Source organism: Azospirillum melinis, assembly GCF_013340935.1.
Taxonomy (GTDB): Bacteria; Pseudomonadota; Alphaproteobacteria; order Azospirillales; family Azospirillaceae; genus Azospirillum; species Azospirillum melinis.
The window spans coordinates 17,403-36,572 of record NZ_WHOS01000038.1; the positions used below are offsets into that span (position 1 = coordinate 17,403).

Here is a 19,170-nt window from a genome sequence, read left to right on the forward strand (position 1 = left end):
AACCCCGGGCCGGGTCTTATTGGGCCGGGTAGGGACGCGCACCGAAGATCGCCGTGCCGACGCGCACATGGGTGGCGCCGAAGCGGACGGCGGTTTCGTAATCTCCGCTCATGCCCATGCTGATCTCCGGCAGACCCAGCCGTCGCGCCATCTCGGCCAGCAGGGCGAAATGCATGGCCGGCTCCTCGTCCACCGGCGGGATGCACATCAGACCGGTGACCGGCAGCCCCAGCCGGTCGCGGCAGTCGGCCAGGAAGGCCTCGACCTCCGCCGGGGCAATTCCAGCCTTCTGCGGTTCCTCGCCGGTGTTCACCTCGATCAGGCAGCGCGGCCGGCGGCCGGACTTCGCCATTTCCTCCGCCAGCGCCTCGGCCAGCTTCGGACGGTCCAGGGTCTGGATCACGTCGAAGAGGGCGACCGCATCCTTGACCTTGTTGGTCTGGAGCGGCCCGATCAGATGCAGTTCCAGGTCGGGGAAGCGCTCCTTCAGCGCCGGGAACTTGCCCTTGGCCTCCTGCACGCGGTTCTCGCCGAACACACGCTGGCCGGCGGCAAGCGCTTCCTCCACCGCTTCGGCCGGATGGGTCTTCGACACCGCGATCAGAGTGATGGCTTTCTTGCCGCGCCCGCAGGCGGATTCCGTCTCCGCAATGGCACGCCGCACCGAGTCGAGTCGTGCCGTCACGCTGTCCGCAACCGTGGAATCGCCTGCTTCGGCGCCGGTTTGCGTATCTTTGCCAGTGCCCTGCGTCATCGTCATGGCCGCCCCCAATCCGGTCGCTGCGGGTGTACAGCGCTTCCGCGGCGTGTTAGCGGACGGTCCGCGGAAACGCAAGCGCCCCAAGCGACCATGCCCGACGCATCCACATCGCCGGCGGATCGCCGGCGCGGGTATCGTCATCGTTTTGCATATCGAGGAGACCTCCGCATGCGGAGTCCGTTTCGTTCCCTGCTCTCCGCCCTGACGCCGGCCGTCCCTGCCGGCCTGTTCGCTGCCGCAGTGGCCGTCTGGTGTGTCGCCGTTCCCGCCGCCAGCCCCGCCCATGCCGAAGAGCATCCGAAGCAGGCCCCCAAGGCGGCCGCCCCGGCGAAGCCCGGTGCCAAGCAAAGCAAGGCCAAGGTCATGCTGGGGTCGCCGATGACCAAGGTCCGCTTCAGCGAGCCGGCCTACCCGCTGACAGACGACGGCACCTATCGCAGCTTCATGGACAAGGTCCTGGACGAATACGGCCGCCGCTGCGTGCGGCAGGAACAGTTCGGCTGGGAAGTCGCGAAGGACGACCAGGAGCGGCTGGACTACATCTTCCAGGGGACCATGGCGAACTATGGCCGCATGGGCTACCTGCTGGGCGAGATTCATCCCAAGTCAGTCACCGATTCGGAGACGATCGTCTTCCTTGGCGACCGCGACAAGGAGCGCTACCTGCTGGTCTGGACACCGCTCGAGTCGTCGGTTCTGTTCATGCTGTGCGATACGGCGGACAAGAACGGCAAAACGGCTCCCAAGAAATAAGCCGGTCCTGGAAAACGACGAAGGGCGACGGATTGCTCCGTCGCCCTTTTCCTATCCGCCGTTGGAATCCTGCCGTTCAGAAGGCGAAGCGGGTATCCCACAGGACGATGTTGGCGTCGTTGTTCACGCCGCCGACCTTGTTGTCGAGATAGCTGTATTCCAGACCCGTGGTGAGGCCCGGCGCAACGGTGTAGGTCACACCGGCCTGCCAGACATGGGCGCGGGAGTTCAGGCCGGCGAAGTTGCTGTCGATGCCCTTCGCGTCGGTGTAGGTGGCGGCCAGGATCACCGAACCGAAATCGTAGTTGGCGCCGACGATCCAGACCTGCTGGTCGTCCACGCCGCGGGTGCCCTTGGCATAGCCGCTGTCGCCGCTGAAGGCGTAGCTGCCGCCGACCTTGAGGCCGGCGTAGGATACGTTGGCGCCGACATGGACCGAGGACAGATCCTCAAGCTGGCTGGCTGCCTTGGCGAACTGATAGGCGGTGCTCGCCTCCAGGCCGAAACCGCCGAACTCGCCCTTGTAGGTGGCCTGCACCTCGCCCATGTCGCGATAGGCGGTGCTGTTCTTGCGGCGGTTGATGTCGGTGTTGCTGCTGCCATACACCGGGGTGTAGGCGGCGCCGACCTGGAAACCGGCGAAGCTCGGCGTCAGGTAGATGATCTTGCTGCTGGCGTCGCCCGACTCCAGCGTGCGCAGGCTGCCCAGCGCATAGGGCGCGCCGTTGGCGTTCGCGTAGTAGTTCAGGAACTGCGCGTCCGGCGAACCTTCGATGCCTTCGACGTTCGGGCCGATGATGCCGTACTCGTCCGACAGGCCATTGATCACGCCGGCCTGGATGGTGCCGAAGCCGCCATTCACGAACATGAACGCGCGGTCGCTGTCCGTGCTGCGGTTGTTGTTGGTGCCGCCGGCGGCGCGCAGACGCAGGCGCGCGCCGTATTCCAGGCCGTTGTCGGCCTTGGCCGTCGGGGTGATGGTCAGGCGGAAGCGGTTGGCGAACTCGGTCTTGCGCAGGCCGGTGTTGTCGTCCTGGTCGACATAGGCGCCCTGGAAATAGGCGTCGCCGCCCAGCAGGATGTCGAACTTGGACTGGGCAGAAGCGGTGCCGCAGCCGGCGGCGAGAGCAACGGCGGCGCAGCCAATGACGAGAGAACGCTTCATGGATGTCATCCTCGGTGCATGCGTCCCGTCAGGTTGGGGCGCGAGCGGTATCTTGTGACCCCAGATTTAGTCCCGCTACCGGCACTCCGACAAGTGGCGGCAGGGATGGAAGTCACCTCATTCCGAGAACAGTGGCGGGAAAAGCACGGGACTCCGGATCATGTAAATCCATATATTAAATACTTGCCGATTAATTGAGTGTCGCAGTTAGGACTCTTGTGCCAAAGGGTTACCTATTTCGGGTTGGTCGAGGCGTGGTCCCGTTCGCCACACTCCAGCCTGTCTGTTGCCTGGAAAATGGACAAAAAAAGAGGCGGCGGATTTCTCCGCCGCCTTCACGTTTGCTGCCAGGAACCCGTCCCTTAGAAGGAGAAGCGGGTGTCCCACAGAACGATGTTGGCGTCGTTGTTGCGACCGCCGGACTTGTTGTCGACGTAGCTGTATTCCAGACCCGTGGTCAGGCCCGGGGCCACGGCGTAGGTCACGCCGCCCTGGTAGACGTGGGCGCGGGCGTAGTCCGCCGCGGAGAAGGCACCGGTGCCGACGTTGGCGCCCTTGGCGTCGGTGTAGGTGGCGGCCAGGATGACCGGGCCGATGGTGTACTGGGCACCGACCAGCCAGACCTGGTTGTCGTCGACGCCGGTGTGGCCCTTGCGGTAGCCGCTGTCGCCGCTGAAGGCATAGCTGCCGCCGATGGCGAACGGACCGAAGGTGACGGTGGCGCCGGTATGGACCGACGACAGGTCTTCGAAGCCGGTCGGGGCCTGGGCGAACTGGTAGGCAACGCTGGCTTCCAGGCCAACGCCGCTGAAGGCGCCCTTATAGTAGGCCTGAACTTCACCCATGTCGTTGTAGGTGACGTTCTTGCGGCGCTCGATGTTGGTGTTGCTGCTGCCGTAGGTCGGGGTGTAGGCGGCGGTCAGCTTGAAGCCGGCGAAGCTCGGGGTCGAGTAGACGATCTTCGTGCTGGCATCGCCCGACTCGAGCGTGCGCAGCGAACCGACGACGTACGGCAGCGAGGTCACGCCGTAGTAGTTGAACACCCAGCCGTCCGGGCTGCCCGAGATGCCGTCGACGTTCGGGCCGATGACGCCCGAGTCGTCCGACGGGCCGTTGACGACACCGGCCTGGACCGAACCGAAGGAGCCGTTCACGAAGATGTAGGCGCGGTCGGCGTCGGTCTGGCGGTTGTTGTTGGTGCCGCCCGAGGCGCGCAGACGCAGGCGGGCGCCGTATTCCAGGCCGTTGTCAGCCTTGGCCGTCGGGGTGACGGTCAGGCGGAAACGGTTGGCGAATTCGGTCTTGCGCAGGTTGTTGTCGTTGTCCTGGTCGACATAGGCACCCTGGAAGAAGGCGTCGCCGCCCAGCAGGATGTCGAACTTGGACTTGGACTGGGCCGAGGCGGTGCCGCAGCCGGCGGCGAGGGCAACGGCGGCGCAGCCGATGACGAGAGAGCGCTTCATGGATTATCCATCCTTATGCGTACGCCCCGTTCTGGCCGGGAGCGGTCGGTTGTCTTTGTAAGCAAGACTTAACCGCTCTCCAATTACTCCGGCAAGAGGCAAACTGCGGCGCGCTTTCGCATTCGCAACACAGTTGCAACAAAAACACACTCATAACTGGTTGGAATGATTGCAAAATCCAAGAGTGACTGAAATCTGCTCTTTGGTTGGGACGAAAATCGGGCGGCTTGCCTACAAAGTTGGCAAGGGAAGCGCGTGGACAAGAAAAAAGGCGGTGGCCGAAGCCACCGCCCTTTCCATCCGTTACCGGACGTTCGATCGAAAGATCGATTAGAACGCCAGGATCGAGCGGACCAGGACGACGTCGCCCTTGTCGTCGCGGAGCGAGGCGTCGTTGTCCAGCTTGAAGTGGTCGTACTGAGCCTGGACGGTCAGGCCCGGAGCGACGGTGTAGCCGACACCGATTTCGTAGACCTGCAGTTCGCGGTCGCCGGCGGTGAAGAACGAACCGGCGTCCTTGCCGTTCTTGTAGTTGGCACCGACAACGATCGGGCCGGCGGTGTACTGAGCGCCGACAACCCAGTTGCGGGTGTTCTCGGTGGCAACGCCCGGACGCTTGTTCTGGCCCGACTTGCCGTAGTCGATGTAGCCGCCGCCGATGGCGAAGCCGGCGTAGCCGACCTGAGCGCCAGCCTGCCAGGCGTTCAGATCCTTGTAGTTCGAACCGACGACGTCGTCGACGGCGCGGCCCCAGTTGTAGCCGGCGCTGGCCTTAACGGTCACGCCGCCGAAGGTGTTGTTGTAGTTGGCGCCGACTTCGACGATGTCGGTGTAGGTGCCAGCGCCGCCAGCGGCGAACGTGCCAACCGGCTTGACGCGGTTGACGTCGGTGGCCGAGCTGTCGTTACGCGGGGTGTAGCTGGCGCCGATCTGCAGGCCGGCGAAGCGCGGCGAGAAGTACACGATCTTGGTCGAGTTGGCTTCCGCCACCAGCGACTGGGTGATGATCGTGTTGCCGTTGGTCACGGTCGGGGCGGCGCCGCTGTTCAGGCCGTTGGCCGTGGTGCCGATCCAGGCCGGCAGGGCGTCGTAGATGCCGAGCGGCAGGTAGTCGAGCGGGGCGGTCGTGTAGGTCTCGTCGTTGAACGAGTTGGTCACGCCGAGGCGGACCTGACCGAAGGAGCCCTGCGCGAAGATGTAAGCGCGGTCGGCGTCGGTGTTGCGGGCGTTGTTGGTGCCAGCGTTGGCACGCAGACGCATACGCGCACCGTACTCCAGGCCGTTGTCGGCCTTGGCGGACGGGATGATGTTGATGCGCATGCGGTTGCGGAATTCGGTCGAACGCAGGCCGGAGTCCAGATCCTGATCGACGTAGCCGGCTTCGAAGTAGGCGTCGCCGCCGATCTTGACTTCGAACTTGGCCTGGGCGTTGGCAGCGCCAGCGCCGAGGGCGAGAGCGGCGGCGGCAGCGCCGGCCAGCAGATAACGGGTCATGATTTTTGCCTCCATCCTGGCAGCAGATGTTTCAGCCTGGTTGACGTCCTGGCTGAGACTTTCGTACGCACCCCCGCCCTCGCCAGCAAGCGGCAAATCTCCGGGATTGCTGCATTGGGGGGACAGTGTGTCGCACGGAGCACACTAAGAAGGACCCCCTTGTCGAGCCCGTCACAGTGCAACCCGGCAGGCTTCGCCTGTTGTCGTCCTGTTGTGACGGGGCGGGGCAAAGACGCTTCCGCTGTTGCGTGGTGCCGTCCACTTATGGTCTGTTCACCGGCATTCCGCGCGTGACTCGCGCGCGGCAACCCCTTTTCTAAACCGGGTTCCCGACCATGCGCCGTTCGACCGCCCTTCGCCTTGTCCCTGTACTGCTCGCGGCTTCCGTCTCGATCGCCGGCTGCGCAAGCTGGGGCGGCAAGACCGAAACCGTCGAAGAGCAGATGAAGAACAAGGACTACAAGTTCGGCAGCCTGCTCGGCACCGATGGCGGTCTGAACCTGTTCGGCAAGAACAAGCGCGGCGGCGACCAGGACACGGCCGGGGGCATCGGCGTGAACAGCTTCCTGTGGCGCGCCTCGCTCGACACCCTGTCCTTCATGCCGATTGCCTCGGCCGATCCGTTCGGCGGGGTGATCCTGACCGACTGGTATACCCCGCCCGATTCGCCGAACGAACGGTTCAAGGTCAACCTCTACATCATGGACCGCCAGCTGCGCGCCGACGGCGTCCGGGTGTCGGTGTTCAAGCAGCAGCGGACCGGCAACGACTGGCGCGACATCAATGTCGGGCCGGAAACCGCCGGCACCCTGGAGGACGCGGTGCTGACCCGCGCCCGCCAGCTTCGCGTGGCGCAGAACGCCGCCGCCCGCTGACGCGGCGGCCGGTCCGGGTCGGTATCCCGGCCTTTCGAGCATCTGGTACAACGGAAAACGGCGTCGCGCTCATGTCGCGTTACAATGTCAAGGAAACCGAGGCGAAGTGGCAGGGCGTGTGGGACAGCAAGGGCTGTTTCACCGCGCGCGAGGACGCCTCCCGGCCCAAATACTATGTGCTGGAGATGTTCCCCTATCCGTCGGGGCGCATCCACATGGGCCACGTCCGCAACTACACCATCGGCGACGTGATCGCGCGCTTCAAGCGCGCCAAGGGCTTCAACGTCCTGCACCCGATGGGCTGGGACGCCTTCGGCCTGCCTGCCGAGAACGCCGCGCTTGAGAAGAAGGTCCATCCCGCGGCCTGGACGCGCGAGAACATCGCGACCATGCGCGGGCAGCTGAAGACGATGGGCCTGTCCATCGACTGGGACCGCGAGATCGCCACCTGCGACGTGGAGTATTATCGCCACGAGCAGAAGATGTTCCTGGATTTCCTGAAGGCGGGCCTCGCCTACCGCAAGGAATCCTGGGTGAACTGGGACCCGGTGGACAACACCGTTCTCGCCAACGAGCAGGTGATCGACGGCCGTGGCTGGCGCACCGGCGCGCTGGTGGAAAAGCGCAAGCTGTCGCAGTGGTTCCTGAAGATCACCGCCTATGCCGAAGACCTGCTGAAGGGCCTGGAGACGCTGGACCGCTGGCCCGAGCGCGTCCGCATCATGCAGGAGAACTGGATCGGCAAGTCCACCGGCGTCCGTTTCCGCTTTAAGATCAAGGGGCGCGAGGACGATCTGGAGGTCTTCACCACTCGTCCGGACACGCTGTTCGGCGCCTCCTTCGCTGCGATCTCCCCGAATCATCCGCTGGCGGCCGAGCTGGCCGCGTCCAGTCCGGAACTGGCCGAGTTCATCGCCGAGTGCAACCGGCTGGGCACCAGCGAGGAAGTGATCGAGACGGCGGAGAAGCGCGGCTTCGACACCGGCCTGAAGGTTGTACATCCCTTCGACCCGTCCTGGGAGCTGCCGGTCTACGTCGCCAACTTCGTGCTGATGGAATATGGCACCGGCGCGATCTTCGCTTGCCCGGCGCATGACCAGCGCGACCTGGACTTCGCCCGCAAGTATGGTCTGCCGGTCCGCCCGGTGGTGATCCCGGCCGATGCCGACCCGGCCACCTTCGAGGTCGGGACTGAGGCCTACACCGGCCCCGGCGTGCTGCGGAATTCCGCCTTCCTCGACGGACTCGACACCGAGTCGGCGAAGGAGGAGGCCGGCAAGCGGCTGGAGGCGGCGGAGCAGGGCGAGCGCACTACCCAGTACCGCCTGCGCGACTGGGGCGTGTCCCGCCAGCGCTATTGGGGCTGCCCGATCCCGGTCATCCATTGCGAGTCGTGTGGCATCGTTCCGGTTCCGGACGACCAGCTGCCGGTCGTGCTGCCGGAGGATGTGACCTTCGACAAGCCCGGCAACCCGCTGGACCACCATCCGACCTGGAAGCACACCGGCTGCCCCCACTGCGGCAAGCCGGCGCTGCGCGAGACGGACACCTTCGACACCTTCATCGAGTCGTCCTGGTATTTCGCCCGTTTCTGCTCGCCGAAGACCGAGGATGCGGCCTTCACCCGCGAGGCGGTCGATTACTGGCTGGGCGTCGACCAGTATATCGGCGGCATCGAGCATGCGGTCCTGCACCTGCTCTACAGCCGCTTCTGGACGCGCGCGCTGAAGACCTGCGGCTACCTGAACCTGGACGAGCCGTTCACCGGCCTGTTCACCCAGGGCATGGTCAACCACGAGACCTACAAGGACTCCGGCACCGGCGCCTGGCTGGCCCCGACCGACCTGACGAAGAACGACAAGGGCGAGTGGGTCCGGGCCGACACCGGCGCGCCGGTCAATGTCGGCCGCGTCGAGAAGATGTCGAAGTCCAAGAAGAACGTGGTGGATCCGGCGCACATCATCGGCACCTACGGCGCCGACGCCGCCCGCCTGTTCATGCTGTCCGACAGCCCGCCGGAACGCGATCTGGAATGGACCGAGGCCGGCATCGACGGTGCCTGGCGCTACATCAACCGCCTGTGGCGGATGATGACCGAGGCGGATCTGCCGGCCGCCGGCACGCCGAAGCCCGAGTCGCTCGGCCCGAAGGCCGAGACCGCCCGCCGCCTGGTCCACAAGACCATCGCCGGCGTGTCTGAGGATCTCGACAAGTTCCGCTTCAACAAGGCGGTCGCCCGTGTTCGCGAGCTCTCCAACGCGCTCGGCGAGCTGGACGGCAAGGGCGAAGGCGAGGGCTGGGTCCTGCGCGAGGGCTTCGAGTCGCTGGTCCGTCTCGTCGGTCCGATGATGCCGCATCTGGGCGAGGAGCTTTGGGCGCAACTGGGCCACGGCAGCCTGCTGGCCGACCAGCCCTGGCCGGAGGCCGACCCCGCCCTGGTGGTGGAGGACAGCGTCAAGGTCGCGGTCCAGGTCAACGGCAAGCTGCGCGCCACGCTGGAACTGCCGCGCGACATGGACAAGGATGCGGCGGAACAGGCGGCGCTTGCCGATGTCAACGTCCAGCGTGCCATGGACGGCAAGCCGGCGCGCAAGGTCATCGTCGTCCCGAACCGGGTGATCAATGTCGTCGTCTGATCCCAGATCGATCCGCCAGGGCCCGCTCCGTCAGGCCCCACTCCGTCAGGCCATGGCGCGGGGGCTTTTCGCCCTCGCGCTCGGCCTGTCCGCCGTGTCCCTGTCGGGCTGCGGGTTCCAGCCGCTCTATGGTGGCAAGGGCATCGGGGCTGCCGCGTCCGAGCGTCTGATGGAGGTCGACATCGCGTCGATCCCCAACCGGGAAGGGCAAAAGCTCCGCAACCTGCTGATCGACAACTTCTATCCGTCGGAGCGGCCGAGCAATCCGCGCTATCGGCTGGACATATCGCTGTCCGCGTCAGAACAAAAGCTGGCACTGCAGAAGGACGCCACTGCGGTGCGCGCCCAGCTGCTGGTCAACGCCCCCTACCGGCTGACCGATACTCAGACGGGTCAGGTGGTGTTCCAGTCCAGCTCGCGCTCGATGATCAGCTACAACACGCTGGAGCAGCATTACGCCGCCATCGAGACGATGCGGAGCGCCTATGATCGGGCGCTAGAGGACATCTCCAACGACATCACCACCCGCGTCGCCATGTTTCTCGGCCGCGGGTCCTGACCGGCCGGAGATGCACGGGTGAAGCTCCAGCCCAAGGCGATCGACGGTTTTCTGCGCAGCCCGGACCGCAAGGTTCGGGCGGTGCTGCTTTATGGCCCCGACTCGGGGCTCGTCCGCGACCGCGCCCAGACGCTGGGCAAGACGGTGGTGCCGGACCTGTCCGACCCCTTCCGCGTCGCCGAGTTCCTGGGGCGCGCCATCGCCGACGATCCGGCGCGGCTGGCGGACGAGGCGGCGGCGATCTCCTTCACCGGCGGCCGGCGCCTGATCCGCGTCCGCGATGCCGAGGACAACGTCACCGCCGCCTTTACCGCCTTTCTGGAAAATCCGCCGCCGGGCGACAGTCTGGTGGTGGTCGAGTCGGGCGACCTCTCGGCCCGCTCCAAGCTGCGGCTTCTGTTCGAGGGGGACGATGCCGCCGCCGCCATTCCCTGCTATGTCGAGGAGGAGGCGTCGCTCGGCCGCGTCATCGCCGACATTCTGCAAGGCCATGGGCTGACCGCCGATCCCGACGTGCTGAGCTTCCTGGCCGGCAATCTCGTCGGCGACCGCATGGTCGCCCGCGGCGAGGCGGAAAAGCTTGCACTCTACATGGGCAGCGAAAAGCGCGTGCGGCTGGAGGATGCCCAGGCCTGCATCGGCGACAGCGCCGCCCTGTCGATGGACGAGCCGGTGTGGGCGGCGGCGGAGGGCGACTTCGCGACTCTCGACCGCTCGCTGGCGCGGCTGTTCGCCGAAGGCACCTCGCCGGTGCCGATCCTGCGCGGCGCCCAGCGCCATTTCCAGCGGCTGCAACTGCTCACCGCCCAGGTCGCTGCCGGCAAGTCGCCGGAGGCCGCCGTCGAGTCGCTGCGCCCGCCGGTCTTTTTCAAGCTGAAGACCCGGCTGGTCAGGCAGGCGCGCCACTGGTCGCCCAACCATGTCCGGCAGGCGCTGGAACGGCTGGTCGATGCCGAGGCCGACTGCAAGCGCACCAACATGCCGGACGAGACCCTGTGCGCCCGCGTGCTGTTCCAACTCGCCTCGCTGGGAGCCCGGCGCTGAAGGATGGCGCTGACTTGACCGTTGGGGGCGGCGCGCTATCTGGCGGAGCATGAGCGACGCCACCTACACCGCGCCACCGCCCGCCCCCTTCCGGGTCCGTTGGTGGCAACCCCTGCTGTTCTGGGTCATCGTCAACGCCTGGGGCTTTGTCGAACGGGGCGGACAGCCCTTCGCCGGGCATCACCCGTCGCCCCTGCAGCCGCCGGGCTGGGTCTTCCCGGTGATGTGGTTCACGCTGAACGTTTTCCAGATCTGGGGCGACATCCGCCTGATCGACCCGGCGCGGCGGCTCCGCAGCCGCGGGCTTCTGATCGGCCTCCAGGCGGTGACCTGGGCGATCTACGCCACCTTCAGCCTCGTCTATTTCACGCTGGGCAGCTCGATCCTCGCCGCGGCCTGGACGGTCTCTTTCTTCGTCATCACGTCGATCTGCATCGCGTTGATAGCGCGGGACGACCGAAGCATCGCGCTGATCTGGACGCCATTGATCCTGTGGACCGGCTTCGCTTCGGTGGTCGGCATCCACAATGCCCTCATCAACCCCGATCCGCTTTTCGGGACTCCGGCCCTTTGGTGATAATACCCGGATAAAAACCTTGCGTGGGATATCACCCGGGTATAACCAGTCGGGACTGATAACCCGCGGGGGAACGAAGGCTATGGCGGCCACGACTGGGAAAGAGAATCGCAAGGCGGCGCTGGCCGCCTACAAGGAGCGCAAAAGCGTGGCCGGCGTCTTCGCCGTCCGTTGCGGGGCCGCCGATACGGTGTGGGTGGGCGGCGCGCCGGACCTCGACAAGATCCAGAACCGCCTCTGGTTCCAGTTGAAGATGGGCGGTTGTCCGCACCGCAGCCTGCAAGCGGCCTGGAACACCCATGGTGCCGAGTCGCTGGCGTTTGAAATCGTCGAGCCGCTGGAGGACGAAGAGCTTGCCTTCGCCCGCGCCGCCGCCCTCAAGGGGCGGGTCGCCCATTGGGTCGCGGCTTTGCGGGCGGAAGCGATCTGAGGGCGGGCGCTCAGCCGCGGTAGTCGTGAACCCGGCCGGTGAAGTCGGTCACGCGATAGCGGTTCCCGTCCTCCGCTTCGATCCAGGCCGGGGCGGCGGGGGCCTTGCCATGGCCGCCGGGAATGTCGAGCACGTAGGTCGGCTGGCACAGGCCGGACAGTTTTCCGCGCAGGCCGGTCACCAGTGCCTGCCCCTCCGCCAGCGTCGGGCGGAAATGGCTGGTGCCGGCGGCAAGGTCGGGATGGTGCAGGTAATAGGGCTTCACCCGGTTGCGCACCATGCCGCGGAACAGAGCCTCCAGCGCGGCATGGCTGTCGTTGATGCCTTTCAGCAGCACAGTCTGGCCAACCAGAGGGATGCCGGCCTCGACCAGCCGGGCGAGGGCCGCCCGCACCGGCGGGGTCAGCTCGTCGGCATGGTTGATGTGGACGGCGACCCAGGTGGCGAGGTCCGGGGCGGTCAGCGCCTCCACCAAGTCCGGCGTGACGCGGTCGGGATCGGCGGCGGGAATGCGGCTGTGCAGACGGACGACACCAACATGCGGCATGGCCGACAGCGCCTGGACGATCCCGTGCAGCCGGCGCGGCGACAGCAGCAGCGGATCGCCGCCGGTGACGACGACCTCCCACACCTCCTCGTGATCGCGGATATAGGCCAGGGCGGCGTCCAGCTCGTCGGCGCTCAGCGCCTCGCCGCCCGGGCCGACCATCTCGCGGCGGAAGCAGAAACGGCAATAGACCGCGCAGGCGTGCAGCGGCTTCAGCAGCACCCGGTCGGGATAGCGGTGAACGATGCCCTTCACCGGGCTGCGCGCCACGTCGCCGATGGGATCCGCGAGTTCCTCCGGCGTGCTGTACGCCTCCGCCGGGGAGGGGACGTACTGGGCATAGAGGGGATCCTGCGGATCCATGCGTCCGGCCAGCGTCTCGCGCAGGTACGGGGTCAGCGCCACGGCATAGCGGTCAGCGACCGTACGCACGGCATCGCCGGCCTCCGGCGTCATCAGCCCGGCGGCCACCAGATCGGAAACGCTGTGCAGGGCCTTCATTGCTCTTTCCCGCTTCGACGGAATGGGTCATGTAGGAAAGCGACCGCTCTTACTCCTGCGAGACCCATGCTGTCGACTCTTCCCCGCCTGATCGGCCATCGCGGCGCCAAGGAAAGCGCCCCGGAAAACACCCTCGCCTCGATCCGCGAAGCCGCCCGCCAGGGCGCCCGCTGGGTCGAGGTGGACGTCATGCTGACCCGCGACCAGCGCCCTGTGCTGATCCATGACGACACGCTGGACCGCACCACCACCGGCAGCGGTGCCGTCCCGCTGCTGGAACTGGCGGATTTGCAGACGCTCGACGCCGGGCGCTGGTTCGATGCCGCCTTCGTCGGCGAGCGCGTGCCGACGCTGGAGGAGGCGGTGGCGCTGGTCCATGAGCTGGGCCTGGGTCTGAACCTGGAGATCAAGCCCTATCCGGGCCAGGAGGAGATCACGGCAGAGGTGGCGCTGAACGCCCTGCGCCCGCTGTGGCCGTCCGACCGGCCGCTTCTGCTCTCCAGCTTCGAGGTTCCCTGCCTGGAGGTGGCGCAACGGCTGTGGCCGGAGATCCCGCGCGGCTATCTGCTGTGGGACCCGCCCTCCGACTGGGCTTCCATTGCCGACCGGATCGGCGCGGCGACGCTGAACGTCCACCAGGACCGCCAGACGGCGGACAGCGTGGCGGAGTACCGCGCCACCGGCCGGCCAGTGCTGGCCTACACCGTCAACGACGCGGAGCGGGCCCGGACGCTGTTCGGCTGGGGCGTGTCGGCGGTCTTCACCGATGCGCCCGGCCGGCTGGCTGCCGAACTGGCGGCGGACGCCTGACGGGGAGCCCAATGATCCGCCGGGGGGCCGGTCGATGCGCTGACGCTTCCGTTCGCGACTGCGGCAATTCATGAACGTTTTTTGCGCGAGGGGATGAATCCGCTCGTAGGGCGCGCCAATTCCTCATATATAGAACCGCACTGGCGATCCAGCCGGAACCCACGCGGATTCCGGCGGAGCTTTTCGTCGTCCGGTAGTCCGCCGCTTTGGTCCGGCGTCCCACGGGATGCCACGTTCGGTCTTTGGAGGGTTCGTTGAAGGCGTTGAAGCCGTTGCCGATGTCCGGCCGGGAGGTTCTGCCGCTCGTCGAGGGTGGCAAGGGTATTGCCGTTTCCAACGGCGAAAGCTCCGGCGCCTGGGCGGCTGCCGGCGGGATTGGCACCTTCTCGGGTGTCAACGCCGACAGTTATGATGAGAACGGCAACCTTCTGCCGCAGATCTACAAGGGCAAGACCCGGCGCGAGCGCCATAACGAGCTGATCGCCTTCGGCATCGAGGGCGGCATCGCCCAGGCGCGCATCGCGCACGAGACGTCGAACGGCAACGGCCGCATCCACATGAACGTCCTGTGGGAAATGGGCGGTGCCGAGCACATTCTGCATGGCGTGCTGGAAGGCGCCCAGGGCATGATCCACGGCGTCACCTGCGGCGCCGGCATGCCTTACAAGGTTGCCGAGATCGCCGTGAGCTACGGCGTCCATTACTATCCGATCGTCTCGTCGGCCCGCGCCTTCCGCGCGCTGTGGCTGCGCGCCTACCACAAGTTCCGGGAACATCTCGGCGGCGTGGTGTACGAGGATCCGTGGCTGGCCGGCGGTCACAACGGCCTGTCCAACTCCGAAGACCCGCAGAAGCCGGAGGATCCGTTCCCCCGCGTCCTGGCCCTGCGCCAGATGATGAACAGCTTCGGGCTGAACGACACCCCCATCGTGATGGCGGGCGGCGTCTGGTGGCTGTCGGAGTGGGAGGATTGGATCGACAACCCCGACCTGGGTCCTGTCGCCTTCCAGTTCGGCACCCGTCCGCTGCTGACCCAGGAGAGCCCGATCTCCATGGCGTGGAAGCGCAAGCTGGTGGCGCTGCAACCGGGTGACGTCTTCCTGAACCGCTTCTCCCCCACCGGCTTCTACTCGTCGGCGGTGAAGAACCCCTTCCTGCTGGACCTGATGGCCCGGTCCGAGCGTCAGGTCGCCTATCTGTCCAAGCCGGTGGGTGAACATTCGGCCGAATTCCCGGTCGGTCCGCGCGGCCGTCCGGTCTACGTGACCGAAAGCGACAAGCAGCGCGCCGAGGGCTGGCTGTCCCAGGGCTTCACCACCGCCCTGAAGACGCCGGACAGCACGCTGGTCTTCGTCACGCCCCAGCAGTCGGAAAAGATCCTGCACGATCAGGTCGACTGCATGGGCTGCCTGTCGGCCTGCGGCTTCTCCAACTGGGCGCAGAACGAGGAAGGCACGACGGGCAAGCGCGCCGATCCGCGCTCCTTCTGCATCCAGAAGACGCTCCAGGCGGTCAGCCACACCGACGACTGCGAAAACCAGCTGATGTTCGCGGGACACAACGCCTACCGCTTCGCCAGCGATCCTTATTACAACGACGGCTTCATCCCCACGGTGAAGCAGTTGATCGAACGGATCGCCACCGGCTACTGACCGGTCGCATCCACCGGCCACATTTACCGGTCTGGCAAGGCCGTCGGCGGGAAACCGTCGGCGGCCTTTGCATTGGGCCATTACGGGCATTCATCCGGTTTGGGCGGCTCCCCAAACCATGTCTCCATTGACGTTGCTGCGACAATGGCTTGCGTGAGCTTTCCGAATGGTTTTACTCTTAAACAGAATGCGGCCTAGTGCCGCGGTTCTGTTTTGGACTCCTTGTCCGATCCCACTGTCGACAGTACGGGTGCCTCGCCCATGATGACCGCCGAACGCCCCTTCAAGCGAGCCCTCGACCGGCTGAACAGCGCCGGACTGCGTCCGACCCGCCAGCGCCTTGGCCTCGCCCGCATGCTGTTCGAAGGTTGCGACCGGCATGTCACGGCGGAGCAACTGCACTGCGAGGCGCTGGCCGCCGACCTGCCGGTGTCGCTGGCGACCGTCTATAACACGCTGAACCAGTTCACCGCCGCCGGGCTTCTGCGCGAGGTGGTGGTGGAGGCGGGCAAGTCCTACTTCGACACCAACACCAGCGACCACCACCATTTCTTCGTCGAATCCACCGGCCGGCTGGAGGACATCCCCGCCGACCGGCTGACGGTGCAGAACCTGCCGGCCGCCCCCGCCGGCACCCGCGTCGCCCGCGTCGACGTGATCGTCCGCCTGATCGAGGACGACGTCTGATCCTGCCCCCTTGCCGATGGTCCGGTGCTCAGCCCTCGTCAGGCTGCGTGGGGGCGGGAGCGCGGTCGACGAAGGGCCAGCGGATGAAGGCGAAGGCCCAGACCGCCAGGACGTTAAGGTAGGGGAACAGCAGCAGCAGGATCCACAGCGGGCTGCGCCCTGCCTTGGCCAGAACCCAGCCGCCGGCGATCAGCATGTACATCGTGACGATGGAGCCGATCAGCAGTTCCCAGAAGCCGAGCTGGATCACGGTCTCCGTCATGCCGTCCTCCGTGCCTTGACCTTGCGCGTCTGCCGTGCCGGCAGCACCGACCATCGGCTGTGCGCCATCACGCCGATGGGCACCACATGCCCGAGCGGCACCAGGGAGAACAGGGCCCACAGCGGCGAGAAGCCGGCCCGCCGCAGGATGCGCGACAGCGGCCAGACGATGGCGACCTGGAACAGCATCAGCCCCAGGAGCGGCCCCTGGGACAGGCTATCGATGAAATCCTGCAGCATGCCCGACGGGATCCTCCTTCACATCGTCGCCGGGCAGAGAAGCGCGGGCTGCCGGCTTTGTCGAGCCAAACTTTTCCCCAAACTCTTCCCCCAAACTCTTCCCATGCACGACAGCCGGCCGAAGCATCGCTGATCCTGCCCGGATCAGGGGTAAGCGAACGTGAAAATGCCCGTGCCGGCATGCTACAGTTCGTCGCGTCCGGCCGTTCCGGCTTGACGCCTCTCCAGCATTCAGACGCGGCGGACCATTTCCTTTGACGGATCTCTCCGAACCGGACGGTGGCGCACGCGGGACGTGGTGGCGCTTATCCTCTCTGCCGCCCGTCGCCGCGATGCGCATCGGCCTGCTTGTGGCGGTGATCGCCGGCTTCTGGCTGGTCGCTTACGCCGACCTTGAGCGGGCGCGCGACCGGGCGATCCAGGATGGTCTGCGCCAGACAGCCAACCTCTCGACCCTGCTGGAGGAGGATGCCCGCCGCGTCATGGTCGTGGCCGGCTATACCCTGCGCGGCATGACGGAGAGCGGGCAGATTCCCGCCTACCTGCTGGGCGAAGCGCCCGATGCACCCGGCATGGACTCCGGACCGGGCCTGGCGCTGCGGACCCTGCTGATCGTGGAGCCGGACGGGCGTGTCCGGCAGTCTACCGGCCTGGACGCTCCGGCATCGGTTGCCGGAACCCCGCTGGCCCAGGCGGCGGCCGGCAGGTCGGCGTCCTTCATCGGACCGTATCAGGAGCCGGGCGGCGGCTGGCGTGCGGCAATCGTCCGGCCGCTGGCGGACGGCAGCGGCGTGGCGATGGGGTTGCTCGACCTCGACCGTTTCGCCCGGCTTTATGCGACGCAGAACATCGGGCCGCGCAGCATCATACTGTTTTACGGTGAGGATGGGCTGGTCCTTGCCCATTCCCGGTTCAGCGCGCCTCTCGATCAGAACCGCGCCGTCTTTGCCGACATCCTGCCCCGCCTGCCCGCTGGCGAAGCCGCGCGGACACTGTCGGGCTTCGACCCGACCGAGGGGCGCGAGCGGATCGGCACCGTCCGCCGCGTGGGGGGGCTGCCCTTCTACGTCTATGTCCGCCTCCGAACCGACGACGTGCTGGCCGGCTGGTACAACGACCGCTGGAAGCGCGTCGTGGAAACCGCCGCGGTGTCGGTGGTGGTGCTGCTGCTGGCCTGGCTGGCGCTGCGGCAGCTCGGCCGGCTGGAGACGACGACGCAGGCATTGCGCGCCAGCGAACGGCGCTCGCAAGCGCTGTTCGACAGCAGTTTCCAGATCATGGGGCTGCTGTCGCCGGACGGCCGGGTGCTGGCGCTGAACAGGCCGGCCTGCGCCCTGGCCGGCCTGCCCGCCGAAGCGCTGGTCGGACACCGCGCCTGGGAGTTCCGCGGCTGGGCCCGCACGGACGAACTGGCGGCGGCTTTCCGCCAGTCCATCGAAAAGGCGGCCTCGGGGCGCTTCGTCCGTTACGAGACCGATGTGGTCGCCGACGGGCTCACCCGCGTGATGGATGTGACGATCAAGCCGGTCTATGACGACGGGGGCGTCGTCACGGTGCTGGTGGTCGAGGCGCGCGACATAACCGAGCGGGTCGAGGCCGCTGAAAGGCTCGCCACGGCGCTCGATCAGGCGGAGGCCGCCAACCGGGCCAAGAGCGCCTTCCTGGCGACCATGAGCCACGAGTTGCGCACGCCGCTGAACGCCATCATCGGCTTTTCCGACATCATGCTGCACGAGCTGTTCGGTCCGCTGGGCAGCCCGCGCTATCGCGACTATGCCCGCCATGTGCAGAACAGCGGCCGCCACCTTCTGGACCTGATCAACGACGTGCTGGACATGTCGAAGCTGGAGGCCGGGCGCTACACGCTGGATGAAAGCTGGATGGAGCCGGCCGAAGCCATCGAGACCTGCCGGGCGCTGACCGCGGTGCCGGCCGATGTCGGTGGGGTGACGCTGGCGGTCGAATGCCCTCCCGACCTGCCCAATCTGCTGGCCGACGAGCGTGCCTTGCGCCAGGTGCTGCTGAACCTGCTGTCGAACGCGGTCAAATTCACCCCCCGCGGCGGCCGGGTGACGGTGAGTGCGGTGCGGGAAGGGGATGGCAGGATCGCCATCACCGTGCGCGATACCGGCATAGGCATCGCCGCCGACGCGTTGGCCCGCATCCTTGAGCCGTTCCAGCAGGCCGACAGTAGCATCTCCGGGCGGTTCGGCGGCACCGGGCTGGGCCTGTCGATCTGCCGCGACCTGATGGCCCTGCATGGCGGAAGCCTGTCCATCGACAGCGAACCGGGCCACGGCACCGCCGCCACCATCCGCTTCCCCGCCGACCGTACCGGCCGGCCGGTTGCGGCGGATGGGTTGCCGGCGTAAGCCTGTCGGCGATCAAGAGCATCGAAAGGCGGACGAGATGATCGGGAATGACGGGAAGCCGGTGTCCAAGGAGAAGCTGCGCGAGCACATCGCCGCCTACAACGGCCAGTCGCGCGGCTCCAAGGAATTCGCGGCGATCCCCCGCGCGCTGGTCACCATCCTGGACGGGCTGAAGCCGGGCAAGACCGGCTACGTCAAATGCCTGGACGGGCAGGTCCAGCTATCGCGCCGCAAGGACAACAGCGTCTCGGCCGGCTGATAAGGAAGAAAGCAAAGGCAAGGCGCCCTTCCCGGATCGGGGGAAGAGCGCCTTGCCTTCGAGTGTCAGACCGTCGGGTCGTCAG

The 19,170-nt window shown here is 66.6% G+C and carries 19 protein-coding genes; 12 read left to right on the forward strand and 7 right to left on the reverse strand.

Translation table 11 applies throughout. From position 1 onward, the window contains the following. Positions 1-16: 16 nt before the first annotated feature. Entirely contained in the window at positions 17-685 is a 669-nt protein-coding gene (locus GBZ48_RS23935) for a YggS family pyridoxal phosphate-dependent enzyme (protein ID WP_174473310.1), read from the reverse strand. 243 nt (positions 686-928) lie between these two features. Here GBZ48_RS23935 and GBZ48_RS23940 point away from each other — a divergent pair, with 243 nt between their 5' ends. After that, positions 929-1,513, forward strand: coding sequence for a hypothetical protein (locus GBZ48_RS23940; protein WP_174473311.1), 585 nt, complete (start codon positions 929-931; stop codon positions 1,511-1,513). 76 nt (positions 1,514-1,589) lie between these two features. On the opposite strand, the gene GBZ48_RS23945 is transcribed toward GBZ48_RS23940, so the two are convergent. The 3 genes from GBZ48_RS23945 to GBZ48_RS23955 form a co-directional block, all read right to left on the reverse strand. After that, complete coding sequence (locus tag GBZ48_RS23945; RefSeq protein ID WP_174473312.1) at positions 1,590-2,678, reverse strand: porin; 1,089 nt, start codon at positions 2,676-2,678, stop codon at positions 1,590-1,592. Positions 2,679-3,040: 362 nt separating this feature from the next. Then, positions 3,041-4,141: a porin gene (locus tag GBZ48_RS23950; protein ID WP_174473313.1), complete on the reverse strand. Its 1,101-nt coding sequence runs from the start codon at positions 4,139-4,141 to the stop codon at positions 3,041-3,043. A gap of 330 nt (positions 4,142-4,471) precedes the next feature. Beyond that, positions 4,472-5,635, reverse strand: a complete 1,164-nt coding sequence (locus tag GBZ48_RS23955) for a porin (protein ID WP_174473314.1) — start codon at positions 5,633-5,635, stop codon at positions 4,472-4,474. Positions 5,636-5,970: 335 nt separating this feature from the next. Between GBZ48_RS23955 and GBZ48_RS23960 the strand changes: the two genes are divergently transcribed. The 6 genes from GBZ48_RS23960 (at position 5,971) to GBZ48_RS23985 (ending at position 11,756) form a co-directional block, all read left to right on the forward strand. Beyond that, on the forward strand, positions 5,971-6,510 hold the full coding sequence (locus GBZ48_RS23960; protein ID WP_174473315.1) for a DUF3576 domain-containing protein: 540 nt from the start codon (positions 5,971-5,973) through the stop codon (positions 6,508-6,510). 71 nt (positions 6,511-6,581) lie between these two features. Beyond that, positions 6,582-9,146 carry a leucine--tRNA ligase gene (gene leuS / locus GBZ48_RS23965; RefSeq protein WP_174473316.1) on the forward strand — a complete coding sequence of 855 codons (2,565 nt, stop codon included), beginning with the start codon at positions 6,582-6,584 and terminating at the stop codon, positions 9,144-9,146. Positions 9,147-9,198: 52 nt separating this feature from the next. After that, positions 9,199-9,705: an LPS assembly lipoprotein LptE gene (lptE, locus tag GBZ48_RS23970; protein ID WP_246307424.1), complete on the forward strand. Its 507-nt coding sequence runs from the start codon at positions 9,199-9,201 to the stop codon at positions 9,703-9,705. 18 nt (positions 9,706-9,723) lie between these two features. Next, a complete protein-coding gene (gene holA, locus GBZ48_RS23975) occupies positions 9,724-10,749 on the forward strand; it encodes a DNA polymerase III subunit delta (RefSeq protein ID WP_174473318.1) in 1,026 nt (341 codons plus the stop codon). A 49-nt stretch (positions 10,750-10,798) separates the two neighbouring features. After that, positions 10,799-11,326: a tryptophan-rich sensory protein gene (locus tag GBZ48_RS23980; protein ID WP_174473319.1), complete on the forward strand. Its 528-nt coding sequence runs from the start codon at positions 10,799-10,801 to the stop codon at positions 11,324-11,326. Between the two features lie 82 nt (positions 11,327-11,408). Further along, positions 11,409-11,756, forward strand: a complete 348-nt coding sequence (locus GBZ48_RS23985; RefSeq protein WP_174473320.1) for a GIY-YIG nuclease family protein — start codon at positions 11,409-11,411, stop codon at positions 11,754-11,756. 10 nt (positions 11,757-11,766) lie between these two features. Here the strand turns inward: GBZ48_RS23985 and GBZ48_RS23990 are convergent, their stop codons facing one another. After that, the gene (locus GBZ48_RS23990) at positions 11,767-12,804 is read right to left on the reverse strand and encodes a lysine-2,3-aminomutase-like protein (protein WP_174473321.1); all 1,038 of its coding nucleotides are present in this window, start codon (positions 12,802-12,804) and stop codon (positions 11,767-11,769) included. 66 nt (positions 12,805-12,870) lie between these two features. On the opposite strand from GBZ48_RS23990, the gene GBZ48_RS23995 reads away from it, so the two are divergent. The 3 genes from GBZ48_RS23995 to irrA all read left to right on the forward strand — a co-directional run bounded on the left by GBZ48_RS23995 (position 12,871) and on the right by irrA (position 15,953). After that, complete coding sequence (locus tag GBZ48_RS23995) at positions 12,871-13,614, forward strand: glycerophosphoryl diester phosphodiesterase (RefSeq protein WP_174473322.1); 744 nt, start codon at positions 12,871-12,873, stop codon at positions 13,612-13,614. Positions 13,615-13,868: 254 nt separating this feature from the next. Beyond that, positions 13,869-15,266: an NAD(P)H-dependent flavin oxidoreductase gene (locus GBZ48_RS24000; RefSeq protein ID WP_174473323.1), complete on the forward strand. Its 1,398-nt coding sequence runs from the start codon at positions 13,869-13,871 to the stop codon at positions 15,264-15,266. A gap of 264 nt (positions 15,267-15,530) precedes the next feature. Next, on the forward strand, positions 15,531-15,953 hold the full coding sequence (gene irrA / locus GBZ48_RS24005) for an iron response transcriptional regulator IrrA (RefSeq protein ID WP_174473349.1): 423 nt from the start codon (positions 15,531-15,533) through the stop codon (positions 15,951-15,953). 28 nt (positions 15,954-15,981) lie between these two features. On the opposite strand, the gene GBZ48_RS24010 is transcribed toward irrA, so the two are convergent. Together GBZ48_RS24010 and GBZ48_RS24015 are read right to left on the reverse strand one after the other, a co-directional pair. Continuing rightward, positions 15,982-16,215, reverse strand: coding sequence for a hypothetical protein (locus tag GBZ48_RS24010; RefSeq protein WP_174473292.1), 234 nt, complete (start codon positions 16,213-16,215; stop codon positions 15,982-15,984). Further along, complete coding sequence (locus GBZ48_RS24015) at positions 16,212-16,454, reverse strand: hypothetical protein (RefSeq protein ID WP_174473324.1); 243 nt, start codon at positions 16,452-16,454, stop codon at positions 16,212-16,214. Before GBZ48_RS24015 ends, GBZ48_RS24010 begins: the two co-directional genes overlap by 4 nt. A 332-nt stretch (positions 16,455-16,786) precedes the next feature. Between GBZ48_RS24015 and GBZ48_RS24020 the strand changes: the two genes are divergently transcribed. Beyond that, positions 16,787-18,826 carry a sensor histidine kinase gene (locus GBZ48_RS24020; protein ID WP_174473325.1) on the forward strand — a complete coding sequence of 680 codons (2,040 nt, stop codon included), beginning with the start codon at positions 16,787-16,789 and terminating at the stop codon, positions 18,824-18,826. A 37-nt stretch (positions 18,827-18,863) separates the two neighbouring features. Next, positions 18,864-19,085, forward strand: coding sequence for a hypothetical protein (locus GBZ48_RS24025; RefSeq protein ID WP_098740694.1), 222 nt, complete (start codon positions 18,864-18,866; stop codon positions 19,083-19,085). Positions 19,086-19,170: the final 85 nt, after the last annotated feature.